At 40.4% G+C, this 13,319-nt stretch carries 9 protein-coding genes and 1 riboswitch; of the genes, 5 read left to right on the top strand and 4 right to left on the bottom strand.

Annotation, left to right across the window (positions count from 1 at the left end; translation table 11 throughout):
* The first annotated feature begins 548 nt into the window (after positions 1–548).
* Positions 549–753: riboswitch (cobalamin riboswitch) on the top strand.
* 100 nt (positions 754–853) lie between these two features.
* The 5 genes from QYZ87_02005 to QYZ87_01985 all read left to right on the top strand — a co-directional run bounded on the left by QYZ87_02005 (position 854) and on the right by QYZ87_01985 (position 10,252).
* Positions 854–2,836, top strand: a complete 1,983-nt coding sequence (locus QYZ87_02005; protein ID MDN4753309.1) for a TonB-dependent receptor — start codon at positions 854–856, stop codon at positions 2,834–2,836.
* A gap of 24 nt (positions 2,837–2,860) precedes the next feature.
* Complete coding sequence (locus QYZ87_02000) at positions 2,861–3,460, top strand: HmuY family protein (GenBank protein ID MDN4753308.1); 600 nt, start codon at positions 2,861–2,863, stop codon at positions 3,458–3,460.
* A 3-nt stretch (positions 3,461–3,463) separates the two neighbouring features.
* Positions 3,464–7,429 (top strand): cobaltochelatase subunit CobN, encoded by a 3,966-nt coding sequence (locus QYZ87_01995; protein ID MDN4753307.1) that lies wholly within the window; start codon positions 3,464–3,466, stop codon positions 7,427–7,429.
* A gap of 442 nt (positions 7,430–7,871) precedes the next feature.
* Positions 7,872–9,566 (top strand): catalase, encoded by a 1,695-nt coding sequence (locus tag QYZ87_01990; protein MDN4753306.1) that lies wholly within the window; start codon positions 7,872–7,874, stop codon positions 9,564–9,566.
* A 200-nt stretch (positions 9,567–9,766) separates the two neighbouring features.
* A complete protein-coding gene (locus tag QYZ87_01985) occupies positions 9,767–10,252 on the top strand; it encodes a glutathione peroxidase (GenBank protein ID MDN4753305.1) in 486 nt (161 codons plus the stop codon).
* A gap of 190 nt (positions 10,253–10,442) precedes the next feature.
* On the opposite strand, the gene QYZ87_01980 is transcribed toward QYZ87_01985, so the two are convergent.
* From QYZ87_01980 to QYZ87_01965, 4 genes are read right to left on the bottom strand one after another with little or no spacing between them, the layout of a single operon-like run.
* Entirely contained in the window at positions 10,443–11,015 is a 573-nt protein-coding gene (locus QYZ87_01980; protein MDN4753304.1) for an RnfABCDGE type electron transport complex subunit A, read from the bottom strand.
* Between the two features lie 29 nt (positions 11,016–11,044).
* Positions 11,045–11,689: an electron transport complex subunit E gene (locus QYZ87_01975; GenBank protein MDN4753303.1), complete on the bottom strand. Its 645-nt coding sequence runs from the start codon at positions 11,687–11,689 to the stop codon at positions 11,045–11,047.
* A gap of 12 nt (positions 11,690–11,701) precedes the next feature.
* Complete coding sequence (locus QYZ87_01970; GenBank protein ID MDN4753302.1) at positions 11,702–12,295, bottom strand: RnfABCDGE type electron transport complex subunit G; 594 nt, start codon at positions 12,293–12,295, stop codon at positions 11,702–11,704.
* A gap of 5 nt (positions 12,296–12,300) precedes the next feature.
* Positions 12,301–13,308: an RnfABCDGE type electron transport complex subunit D gene (locus QYZ87_01965; protein ID MDN4753301.1), complete on the bottom strand. Its 1,008-nt coding sequence runs from the start codon at positions 13,306–13,308 to the stop codon at positions 12,301–12,303.
* Between the last annotated feature and the right edge of the window lie 11 nt (positions 13,309–13,319).

Below are 13,319 nucleotides of genomic sequence, written 5' to 3'. Positions count from 1 at the left end.
TTTATTTTCCAACACAAAGATATCAACCTAAAAGAATACGGCAAGGCGGTGTCTCCGCGGTGCTACGACAGCCTTGCCTTAATTCTTTATTGGTCTATCTTTAATGTTTATGGAAAACAAAGCGAAAAAATATGTAGGTTTGCTTTTCAGAGACGCATTCTGCCGTACACACTTTTGGGGACACTACCGACTAGGCATTCGGATGCACCGAAATTCTAGACATATAAAACATAATTATTTCCTATAGGAAGAAGAACTCCTTTATATGAGAAGAATTTTCGTTCCTCATAAGTGATTTTTAGCAAGATGGACGTTTCTATTTATTGATTGTAACACGCTTATTAATAAAGATATATGAAAATAGGGTGTTTAATTACCTGTGTCTTTTGAGGCCTTGATAACAACGTTACATAACTACATGATAAATTGATAAGAAGGGTCACAAGAAGTAAAACCATAATTGCAATATGAAATTCCGAAGGAACTATTAAATCGCTTAGATATCAAAAAGAAATTAAGCTTGTTTACGTAAAAAATAATCTCTAATTTTGCATGGTTTAAGATTTGGTTGTGAGCTAGAAGTTTCTTCTCTCACTGAAAAGGGAATCTGGTGAAAATCCAGAACAGTACCCGCTACTGTAAGTTCCATAAAACCCAGCAAAACATTAGTCCACTGTCATATATTAGTTGTGATGGGAAGGAGTTTTGGTGGGGGAATAAGTCAGGAGACCTACCAGAGAATAATTCATTTAATTAGCTACGCTTCCGGGTGTGAAGTTTAATGCTCAATAATACAAGTCACATTCGTAACTGCAGTGCGACTTCTTATGAGCAAACAAGTTTTGTTCAAGATATGATTAAGACATTTAGATTCGTTCTCCTTTTATCAGCTATGGTGATCCTAGTTGGTCAGTTAAGAGCACAGGCATATACTGGATCATCCATCCAGAATGATAGTGTATCTGTCCTATGGGATCAATATTTGGATGAATTAGTAGTGACGGCAACAAGAACTCCCAAGACACTATCTCGTTCGCCTATACTAACACGTCTCATAGGAGAACTAGAAATCAAGTCAAATAGCTACGAAAACGTCACTGAAGTCTTAGAATATAATCTTCCAGGCTTGTCATTCAAGAAAGATGGAAGAGGAATCAATATGCAAGTGCAGGGACTTGAAAATGATTATATATTAGTGCTTATTGATGGAGAGCAGCTCACATCAACAGCGGGAGGTAATATTGATCTCGGTAGAATTTCTCAATCGAATATTAAGCAGATCGAGATTGTGAAAGGAGCATCCTCATTACTTTACGGATCTAATGCAATCGGGATGGTCATCAATATTATCACTAAGAAACCGGTAAGAGAATTTGAGGGATCCTGTATGTTGCAATATGGGAAGTTTCAAAATGCTCTTGTAGATCTTATTGTGGGAGGGAAAAAGGGAGCCTGGTCAGGAAGAACTTCGATGTTTTATAATTCGACCAAAGGGTACAATCTCAATCCTGAAAATCAGCAGATATATACTGTAAACCCATATTCTAATTACAGTATTAACCAAAATGTATGGTGGGAAAAGAGGGCGACCGTTGTTTCTGGCGGTATTACTTACTTCCTTCAGAATCAATATAATCCACCCCTAAGTATTAAGGACGATAGGTACCGTAATAGTAACCTCACGGTTAATATCAAAGGAGAGCATCAAATTGACAGCCATCAGCTGAGGTTATCTTACTTTGCTGATCACTACATTAGATATCCAATTATTGCTGATGAGGTTAAATCAGCAAACACAAAGTCCGCTCAGCATTCTATAAGGTTTATAGATGATTATAACCCTACTGAGGATCTAGAGGTTGTCAGTGGTGCAGAAGCCAATTTTAATAACTACTACAGTGATACAAAGTTTGGCAAAGAGAATAACCATAGACACATTTACGATCTCAATGTATTTACACAAGGGGATTATCAACTTCATCCTGAAATTAATGTAACGGGAGGAGCACGATATACGTATCACTCGGCTTTTGGCGGAGCATTTACTCCGAAAATCAATTTAATGTACTCTCCTCATAATTTTAAATTTCGACTCGGCTACAGTTATGGGTTCAAAGCACCAGATGCTACAGAGCTCTATTCTGATTTTATGATGGGTACTGTTTCACATAATATTGGCAATCCAGATCTCAATGCAGAGCGTTCGCAGTATGGCTATTGTTCGTTGGAATATAGAAAACGAGCTTTTGCTATAAGTGGAGAGATCTATCAAAATTCTATTCGGGACAAGATTCAGCACAATTTTGTGAGGGTCGTTGATCATGATGGGAATAAATGGACTGAACTTAGGTACAAAAATATAGGTCAAGTTAGAATAAGAGGTGCTCAGCTTATCATTGATGCATATCCATGCCCGTTCCTGATGCTCAGAGCAAATTACTCATATACTGATGCAGTCAATATGGATAATCATTTGCAGCTGAGTGGTAATGCAAAACATGCCATTAATGGTTCGCTTTCTTTCAGAGGAAATATCTTTAGGATGAATAGTGCTTTATCCCTTTCAGGAAGATGGACTTCTGAAAAAATTAATGACCTAGAGCGTCAGATTACCAATAAAGAAACTGGTATGACTGATGTTATGATAGAACATAATCCTCAGAAAGCATACTCTATGTGGAAATTATCCGGACAGATAACTCCTTTTGAAAAAGGTGATATGAGTATTACCCTATCACTTGGGATACAAAATCTTTTCAATTTCACAGACCCTATCAATTTTACCACCTTTGATCCGGGGCGAAGAGTGCATGGAAAGGTTATATTTAATTTCTAAACTATAAACGATTTTATTATGAAAATGATGAACAAAATTTTACTTGTAGCTATAGCTCTTTTAGTCGTAACTGCTTGTGATAATGAAAAAGCTCCTAAGAGCTCAGTTGCTAATCAAGTAGTCATTGATGCAACAGACCATGCCCATTTTATTTACTTTTCATTCAAGAATGGTAAGACTATGAAGCTTACCGACGAAGAAGCCAGTAAAAGCATGGATTGGGATATTGCTTTCCGAGCTAACTATCCTAGGACTAATGGGGGTACCTCAGGAAAAGGTCAAGGGGCTGTCATCAAAACAGAGATGTTTGATTTCGATAATATCGTAAGTGTGCCTCAAGAAGGACATTGGACAGAAGATTCTATGATCAAAATCCCGATGGTTGACGAAAATGGTCACTTTATTATGCCGCCCAAATATGAAGATGTATCTGGAAACAAAGTCTTAAAGACATGGTTGGCTAGTGGTGGTAGACCTCCTCATAAATATGATAATTCTATATTCCTAGTCAAAACAGCTGCAGGTGAGCTTGCTAAAGTCCAGCTACTGTCTTATGAAAAAGATGGTAAATCTGGATATATAACTATGAGATATGAGTATCCATTTCATCCCAAAAAGAAATAATTTATGAAGAAGAGAAGTCTCGTCCTCGGTGGAGTAGTGCTACTGGCCGTATTGATAGCTGTATTTTTTGTGTACAGAAGTTTTATAGCACCCACTAAAATAGCATTGATTCATTTCCCATCCTATCAGGTATCAAACCTGGTTAATGCCAATGACGATTGGCAGACAAAGGTCGAGGTCGTTAATGAGGATGAGGCTTCTCATCTACCTAAATATGATGTGATATTGATATTCGGTGCCGGATTTCGTCCGACTCCGGAGCAACAGGTGGCACTCGAAAAGGCAAAGAATAAAGGCATCCCAATTTATTCTTATGTCATGAGATCCAATAGGATCCAAAATTCAAATATCACGGAGGAGCAGGATGAGACTCTGGACCAATACTACAAGTATAGAAGTCAGAAAAATTTTCGCAATCTGCTGAGATTCATCAGAGCAGAGCTAGATGGTCGTAAACTCTTTTCTAAGAAACCTGAGAAGCCTCAAATTCTTCCTGAGGATCTCTTTTATCATCTTGATAACGAGAGATTTTTCCTAAGCACTGATGAGCTAGTAGATTATCTCAGAGCTGAAGGTCTGTATCATGAACATGGACCCAAGATTGCCCTAATATCTGGGACTCTAGCACCGCTTGAAGGTAATAGAGCCTATGTGGACACTCTCATTAATGGGCTGATGTCAAGAGGATATAATGTGTATCCCTTTATCTCTAGTGAACATCGCTTAGAAATCTTGGATGAAATTAATCCGGATGCCTTAATCTATATCCCTATGGGACGTCTTGCATCCAATGATGGTGATGTATGGCTTAAAGAGAAAAACATACCGATTTTCTGTCCTATACCTGTGAATCAGACCGAAAAGCAGTGGGTGGAGGATAAGATAGGACTTTCCGCTGGCTCACTAACAGCTCGGGTCACCTTAGCCGAGCTAGATGGCGGATTATTGCCAATGGTGATTTCGACTGAAAATGAGGTGGGAGATAACCTTGTGACAGTCGAGGCCCAGCCTGAGGGGATTAAGGCTTTTATGGATACTGTAGAGCGGTACATGAATCTTAAGTACCGAAAAAATGCGGACAAAAAGATTGCGATCGTTTACTTCCGTGGTGCTGGTAATAATTCACTCGTCGCAACTGGGCTTGAAGTGGTTCCGTCGCTCTATAACTTCTTGAAAAGGCTTCAAGCAGAGGGATATAACGTATCTGGATTACCTGCCTCGCTAACTGAGTTTCGTGATCAGATCATGAAGCAAGGAGCCGTCTGGGGTAATCATACAGAGGGTATGTTGGCAAAGTTTATAGAGAAAGAAAATCCCGAACTTATAAAGGTCTCTGACTACGAACGCTGGGCTAAGAAGATGATTCAGCCAACCAAGTACAAAGAGGTCACTGACTTATATGGAGAAGCTCCTGGTAGCTATATGAATACTAGCACTCCCGATGGAGAACCTGCTATAGCGGTGGCTCGATTAAGGTACGGTAATGTTACGATTCTTCCACAGCAAATGTCATCATTTACCGAAGATCAGTTCAAGATGGTTCACGGGGTCGAGCTACCACCTCCACACAGCTATCTAGCCCCATACCTATGGATTAAAGAAGGCTTTGGAGCTGATGCGATAATTCACTTCGGTACTCACGGTAACCTGGAATTCACACCAGGTAAGCAGGTCGCACTCTCTCATTATGATTGGTCAAAGGCTCTTATCAGCGACTTACCACACTTTTACTACTATAGTATATCAAATGTGGGTGAAAGTGTCATAGCGAAGCGACGTGCCCAAGCTACAATTGTTTCGTATCTAACGCCTCCATTTATGGAGAGTCGTACGCGTGGGCAATACCAAGAGCTTTTCCATTTGCTAGAGCATGTCAGAATGGACAATGATAGGGTATCAGGATTGAAGTTTAAGGAAGAGTGTATTCGTCTAAATCTACATAAGGATCTCCAGTTGGATGATGATATGACGACTCCATATACAGAGGATGAAGTGATCTACATCGAAAACTTCCTAGAGGAGATAGCGAATGAAAAGATGACTGGAAAGCTTTATACGCTCGGTGAATCCTACTCACCAGCTGAAGTTGACGCTACCGCTATGGCTATGAGTATTGATGGGATTGCCTATCAATGTGCTCAGCTTGATAAGCATTTGGGTAAGATTACACAAGAGCAGTATGAAAGTCAAGCCTTTATGTCTAAGAAATATCTGCAACCCCTTACTGCATTGATTCGCCAAAATCTCTCAAAGGGTAATACGGAGTCACTGATGTCACACTTGACCAAGAATGTATATGCCAAGGATTCGACAAGTTTAGCTTTAGTAGATGAATTGAAAAGCTCTGTTCAGGATTTATTTACCTTTAGAGAGCAGTTGGAATCATCTCCTAGTCTTGAGCTAGATGGCTTAATTAGAGGGCTGAATGGTGGTTATATAGCTCCTGGACCAGGTGGTGATGCTGTAAGATCACCTAATGCACTTCCTACAGGTCGTAATCTTTTTTCAATAAATGTTGAGACTACGCCTACTGAAAAGGCTTGGAATACTGGTAAAGATCTTGCTAATAAGACCCTCGAGACCTATCTAAAAGAGCATGGAACCTATCCTAATAAGATTAGCTATACTTTCTGGGCAGGCGAATTTATAGAAAGCGAAGGAGCAACCATCGCACAAGTAATGTATATGCTTGGTGTAGAGCCGATACGAGATCGACGTGGTCGGGTTGTGGATCTCCGATTAATTCCAGCTAGCGACTTGGGCCGTCCACGCATAGATGTGGTCATTCAGGTCTCAGGACAACTTCGTGATCTAGCCACCTCGAGACTGATTCTTCTGAATAGAGCTATAGAGCTAGCGGCATCTGCTACAGATGATGTGGATAATAACTTTGTGCGTCATGGCAGTATAGAGGTTGAGCGTCAATTGATTGAGAAAGGTACACCTCCTGCTAAGGCTCGTGAATTAGCAAATATGCGTCTCTTTGGTGGACTCAATGGGCGTTATGGAACAGGGATCAAAGAGTTGGTAGAGAAGGGTGATGCTTGGGAAGATCGCTCAGAGATAGCCAGTACCTATATGAAAAATATGGGGGCTATATATGGCACTGAGGAGGAGTGGGGAGCGTATCACGAGCATCTCCTAGAGGTGGCATTGTCCAATACCGATATAGTAGTGCAGCCAAGGCAGAATAATACATGGGGAGCTTTGAGCCTTGATCACATGTATGAATTTATGGGCGGTATAAGTAATGCCGTAGAGGATGTGACTGGAAAGGCTCCTGAGATGTATCTGGCTGACTACCGTAATCGTTTCCGCCCAAGGATGCAAGGACTCAAAGAAGCCATAGGGGTAGAGAGTAGGACTACCATCTTCAATCCTGAATACATCAAAGAGAAGATGAAGGGTGCCGCTTCTTCTGCCAATACTTTTGCCAAAACAATTCGTAACTCCTATGGCTGGGAAGCCATGAGAGCGGATGCACTAGATGATAGTTTTTGGGATAAGGTCTATGAGGTCTATGTCCAAGATGAGTTTGACCTTAATGTTCAGGAGTATTTTGAGCAAACCAATCCTGCCGCTCTCCAAGAGATTGCCGCTGTCATGTTGGAGACCTCACGTAAGGGTATGTGGAGTGCCACTCCTGAGCAGGTAGCATCGTTGGCTGAGTTATATTCCGACCTAACGATTAAGTATGGTCCTAGTGGTTCTGAATTCTCTGATAGTAATGCTAAGCTACAGGAATACATCATGGAACAGCTTCCTAAGAACGCCTCTGAGTATAAAAAAGCTATGATGGAAGGTGCAGTTGATGGTAATAAGAAAGCTATGGTCTTAGAGGAAGATAAGATGACGATGAATACTGATCAGGAGAAAGCAACGACTGGCTTGGTGATTGGCGGTATCGCTATTGGTATCCTACTTCTTACACTTGTAGCTATTGTCGTGAGACGAAAAAAGAGGTCATAATGTAACACTAAGGAATGGGACTCACCCATTAGAATCAGTATTTGGTAGTTAAAATATAGATTTTAAAAGGCCTTTCTTACAATGATTTTTCATAGTGATCATAGTAGAATATGCATTTTCCTGTATTTGGAGTTTCTTGAAATAAGCAGAAGGTATTGAGGTTACCGACAGTGTGTTGTCAAGGTATAGGTAGAATTTTTAGACGATACCTATAAATTATCTTAGAAATATAGGTGGATTGTTTTGTGGGTATCTATAATTAATGTACATTAGTTTGAGAAGAGATAGTTTAAACTATCTAACGTGTCATACCTGTTAGAAACGTGAAAACTATCAAGGTTTTTTCGATTTTTTTGATATTAAACTAGTGTAGTGAGTTAGGTGTCAAAAAGATATATATCTACTAAACTTATAAAAAAACTAAATGTGTATGAAAGATCCTATGAAGAAAAACGGCCTAGATGAGAGTGCCGCCAGTAGAAATGATCACATTGGAGATCATCCAGAATTACGTACGGCGGCTGGAGCCCCTGTGTACTCTAATCAAGATTCGATGACCGCAGGTGCAAGAGGTCCTATTGCACTGCAAGACCAGTACCTGATAGAGAAGTTGTCACACTTCAATAGAGAAGTGATTCCAGAACGAAGGATGCACGCTAAGGGCTCTGGAGCATGGGGACAGTTCACAGTTACTCATGATATTAGCAAATATACTAAGGCTAAGATTTTCAATAAGATTGGAAATAAGTGTGAGCTCTTTATGCGTTTCTCAACTGTTGCAGGAGAGCGTGGAGCTGCTGATGCCGAACGTGATATTAGAGGATTCGCCATGAGGTTTTACACCGAGGATGGTAACTGGGACTTAGTTGGTAATAATACACCAGTTTTCTTCTTCCGTGACCCGAAGAATTTTATTGATCTCAACCACGCCATAAAGAGGGATCCTCGCACCAACATGCGTAGTAAAAATAATAACTGGGATTTCTGGACTAGTTTACCTGAAGCTTTGCATCAAGTAACTATTGTGATGAGTGACAGAGGTATTCCATCTTCATTCCGTTATATGCATGGGTTCAGTAGTCATGCGTATAGTTTTATCAACAAAGACAATGAAAGAGTCTGGGTGAAATTTTATTTGAGAAGCCAGCAAGGGATTCTAAATTTCACAGACCAAGAGGCTGAAATGGTAGTCGGTAAAGATCGTGAAAGTAGTCAAAATGACCTTTATAATGCGATTGAGCAGAAGAAATTTCCTCGATGGGAAATGTTTATACAGGTGATGACTGAAGAGCAAGCACGTGCTATGAAAACAAATCCTTTTGACTTAACAAAAACTTGGTCAAAAAAGGATTTCCCTCTTCAGCCTGTAGGGATGCTCGAATTGAATCGTAACCCAGATAATTATTTCCAAGATGTAGAGCAGGCTGCCTTCAACCCAGCAAATATAGTTCCCGGTATAGGATTCTCCCCTGATAAGATGCTGCAGGGGCGTCTCTTCTCTTATGGAGATGCTCAGAGATATAGATTAGGAGTAAACCATCATCAAATACCAGTTAATCAGCCTCGTGGTGTAGCTCACCCACACTCATTTCACAGAGATGGTCAGATGCGTGTGGATGGTAATCTAGGTTCAGAAGTACACTACGAACCCAATAGTTATGGGAATTGGCATGATCATCCTGAACTTTTAGAACCAAAACAAGATGGCGGGGATGTCTGGACCTATGATTATCGTGAGGATGATCATTACTACTTTACTCAGCCAGGTATGCTGTTCCGTGCCATGTCGCCTGATCAGCAATTGGTACTTGCAGAAAACACGGCTAGAGATATGTCAGACTCTACCTTACAGATAAAGCATAGACACATACGTCATTGCTACCAAGCTGACCCAAAGTATGGTGAGATGGTAGCCAAAGCCTTGGACATTGATCTCAACTCTGTAGACCTCAGTTATAATGGCTGTAAGAGCTATCAGGAGTGGAGAGAAGAAATGGGCAAGGATGCGGATAAAGATGTTCCTACCGATCCAGTTAAGCCAAAGAGTGCGATGGACTTGCCACCTGAGGGTCGTGATACTAATGTCAGCGACCAGAGCGTAGTAATAAATTGGGAAACGGATCCATATCTATTATAAAGTATTGGTCTAATCATTCATAATTATGAGGCGAGCAGAGGCAATAGAGGCCCTTTGTTCGCCTCATTTTTATAACCAATCTTGAGATCCCGTATCTTCCACGTGATACAACTTGAACTAAAGGGTGTTACGAGTTGTTTTATTAGTGGTCATAGATGATGGCAGGGGAGACATGGGAGAGATTTTAAAGTATATATATTATGAAAGAGAATTTTTACGAATTTGAAGCGACTACACTTCAAGGTAAGACAGTAAGCATGAAAGAGTACAAGGGTAAGGTTGTCCTTGTGGTAAATACGGCTAGTAAATGTGGATTGACTCCTCAATTGGAGGGGCTAGAGGAGTTATATGAAAAGTATAAAGAAGAGGGGTTTGTGATTTTGGGTTTCCCATGTAATCAGTTTGCCAATCAAGAGCCAGGAGACGAAAAGTCTATCTCTGAGGGATGTGTAATCAATTATGGGGTTACCTTTCCAATGTTTTCAAAAATTGATGTCAATGGCAAGGATGCACATCCTATATATAAGTACCTTAAAAAGCAACTAGGAGGTTTTTTATCTAGTTCTATAAAATGGAATTTTACTAAATTCCTTATCGATAAAAATGGGAAGCCGATTAAGCGATTTGCTCCGCAAAAGAAACCTGAAAGCATAGAACGCTATATTCAGGACGCACTGTCTAAGTAATAGCTTGAGGTGACTTATCAAATTTTCTTTCAAGTGATCTTAAATGTTAAGATTTATCTTGATGAGATCATCTTTTTGTAAGTGGTTATAGGGAACAAAGAAGTAGATAGAAAAGAACCGCCAGCAGAAAAATTCTTTCTGCTGGCGGTTCTTTATTTATATATTGCTTCTTAACGCAATGTCATAACGTTTATACCAATCCAGTGAATCCCATGAATGCCATCGCTAGGATACCAGCTGTGATTAATGAGATTGGAATACCTGCAAGGGAGCCAGGCACACTAGTTTTAGCTAACTGCTCACGAGATACAGCAAAAATGCCTATCGCAAAAGTGTAACCAATAGCTGAGGCAATGGCGTAAACAATAGACTGTGCTAGATTGAAATCACTTTGGATTACAGAGATTGCTACCCCTAATACCATACAGTTAGTGGTAATCAATGGTAGGAAAACACCCAATGCTGAGTATAGCGATGGAGAAATCTTCTTTAATACGATTTCTAGCATTTGCACAACCGATGCAATGACCAAGATAAATGCAATGTTCTGCATATACTGGATACCATATTTATCTAGGACTAGCTTCTGAATAGCAAATGTCACTAATGTCGCTATAGTAACAACGAATGTTACGGCTGCACCCATACCAAGGGCGGTATCAAGTTTCTTAGATACACCTAAGAATGGACAAATTCCGAGGAACTGAGAGAATACAATGTTATTAACAAAGATTGCTCCAATGAATAGTAATATATATTCCATATCTTATTTCTTTTCTTCTATTCCTTAATTCAATTTGCAGATTCTACAGCTTTTCCAGCATTAGCCTTAGCGACTGCTCTTGCTCTGCTTCTACGGTCGATGCTATTCTTAACACCAATAATAAAGCCAAGGGCGATAAATGCTCCAGGAGCTAGGATAAATACCAATGCACCATATTGCGATGGCATTACCTCCATACCGAAGATCATACCACTTCCCAAGACTTCACGAACCATACCTACTAAGGTCAGAGAGATAGTAAAGCCTAGTCCCATACCTAGTCCGTCAAGAGCTGAATCAAAAACACTATTCTTAGCGGCAAATGCTTCAGCACGTCCAAGTACCAGACAGTTTACAACAATCAGTGGTAGGAATATCCCTAGTGATGCGTATAGAGGGGGTACGTATGCTTCGAGCAACATCTGTACGATGGTGGTAAAAGCTGCAATCACAACAATAAACCCTGGGATTCGTACTGTGTCAGGGATAAGTTTCTTTATTATTGAGATGACGACATTCGAACATAGTAGTACAAATGTTGTAGCTAGTCCCATACCCATTCCGTTGAAAGCACTTGAGGTCGTTCCAAGTGTTGGACACATCCCCAATAGCAATACTAGTATAGGGTTTTCATTAATGAATCCATTTAGAAATATCTTTATTTTCTTCTTCATAATTCATTCGCTTTACTTTAGTTTACCTTCAGCTTTCGCATTTGTAACAGCTGTTTGAGCTGTGTTAAGAGCATCTAGAAAAGCTCTACTAGAGATTGTCGCAGCAGTGATAGCATCCACTTCACCACCATCCTTTGATACTGATAGAGGGGTAGATAGGTTTTTACCAAGTACACTCTGATTGGTGCCCTCGACTCTGAACCATTCCTGCATCTGATCACCAAGTCCAGGGGTCTCAGCATGCTGGAGTACCGTATAGTCGATAATGTTACTTTCGTTATTGATACCTACCAGGATTCTGATGAGTCCAGCAAATCCATTTTTTGTAAATGTTTCCGCTGCTACACCCTGGAGTTCACCGCCTTTTCGTGCAGGATAGATCTTTACGATACCACCATTGATCTCTACTTCAATAGCTTCTTCGTAGGGGTTGTTATCGTACTCTGGACTAACCTTATTGATACCCTCTAGCAAAGTATTCATTTGTGACTCTGCTATAGGGCCTGAGGTTACGTCAAAAACAAATGCCAAGAGGAGTGCTGCTGCACAACAGATAAGGGTTAGTGACAGGAGCATATTGGGAAGTGTTGAGGTTAATTTCTTCATAATGCTTATGCTACTTTAGGGGTTTTAGCCGCCTTATCACCGAAAACTCTAGGCGTCATATATCTATTAATAATTGGAGTGATACCATTCATAAATAGGATGGCGAATGATATACCCTCTGGATAAGATCCGAAGAGACGAATCAGCATTGTAATCAAACCGATGAAGAATCCAAAAAGGATCATACCACCTTTGCTCATTGGAGAGGTGACATAGTCGGTCGCCATATACAGAGCTCCTAGCATCATACCTCCTGTTAGCAGGTGATTGATTGGGTCAATGTATATTTCAGGATTTACTAGGTGCATGATACCTCCGAATATATAAGCTGTGACGAAAATAGCTACAGGTGTATGCCATGTAACCACTTTGCGGATCATAAGGAAGATAAAGCCTAGTAGTAGAGCTATCGCACTTACCTCACCGAATGAACCACCAGTCTGACCGAGGAGTGATTCGATGGCTGAAGGCATCTGATCCATCGTATTTGTTCCATGAATAATCCCTTTAGCAATTCCTAGAGGGGTAGGGGCTGATACTGCATCTATTGCGGTCTCAGCAAAACGGCTTGGTGGATAGCTTGTCATCTGCTGAGGGAATGAGATGATCAGCATAACACGACCCACAATGGCAGGGTTAAATATGTTATTCCCAAGACCACCATAAGACATCTTACCAATACCAATAGCAACTAAAGCACCTACTACTACAATCCATAATGGTATGCTGGATGGGAGGTTCATTGCTAAGAGTAGTCCGGTTAGTATGGCTGAGCCATCGGTGATGGTTAACTTTTTCTTTCCTAGCATAAATCGAGTGATAAACCACTCAATGATAACACAGGCGAAGATAGATGTTAGTGTTACCCATAGAGCATCTAGCCCAAAGTAATATATTGAAACAATCCATGCTGGCATCAATGCAAGTATCACGGCATACATATTCTTCTCGATAGAGTCTCCACTATGTATGTGTGGTGAAGGTGATACCAGTAGTTTTCTTGTACTTGACATAACTTCTTACT

The organism is Porphyromonadaceae bacterium W3.11, from assembly GCA_030434245.1.
Taxonomy (GTDB): Bacteria; Bacteroidota; Bacteroidia; order Bacteroidales; family Porphyromonadaceae; genus Porphyromonas_A.
The sequence above is the reverse complement of the archived record's forward strand: the minus strand, read 5'-3'. Positions and strand labels throughout refer to the sequence as shown.

What these genes read in the sequence shown, in the direction of transcription:
- QYZ87_02005 (MDN4753309.1), top strand. Translation starts at nt 854, where the DNA reads ATGATTAAGACATTTAGATTCGTTCTCCTTTTATCAGCTATGGTGATC.
- QYZ87_02000 (MDN4753308.1), top strand. Translation starts at nt 2,861, where the DNA reads ATGATGAACAAAATTTTACTTGTAGCTATAGCTCTTTTAGTCGTAACT.
- QYZ87_01995 (MDN4753307.1), top strand. Translation starts at nt 3,464, where the DNA reads ATGAAGAAGAGAAGTCTCGTCCTCGGTGGAGTAGTGCTACTGGCCGTA.
- QYZ87_01990 (MDN4753306.1), top strand. Translation starts at nt 7,872, where the DNA reads ATGAAGAAAAACGGCCTAGATGAGAGTGCCGCCAGTAGAAATGATCAC.
- QYZ87_01985 (MDN4753305.1), top strand. Translation starts at nt 9,767, where the DNA reads ATGAAAGAGAATTTTTACGAATTTGAAGCGACTACACTTCAAGGTAAG.
- QYZ87_01980 (MDN4753304.1), bottom strand. Translation starts at nt 11,015, where the DNA reads ATGGAATATATATTACTATTCATTGGAGCAATCTTTGTTAATAACATT.
- QYZ87_01975 (MDN4753303.1), bottom strand. Translation starts at nt 11,689, where the DNA reads ATGAAGAAGAAAATAAAGATATTTCTAAATGGATTCATTAATGAAAAC.
- QYZ87_01970 (MDN4753302.1), bottom strand. Translation starts at nt 12,295, where the DNA reads ATGAAGAAATTAACCTCAACACTTCCCAATATGCTCCTGTCACTAACC.
- QYZ87_01965 (MDN4753301.1), bottom strand. Translation starts at nt 13,308, where the DNA reads ATGTCAAGTACAAGAAAACTACTGGTATCACCTTCACCACACATACAT.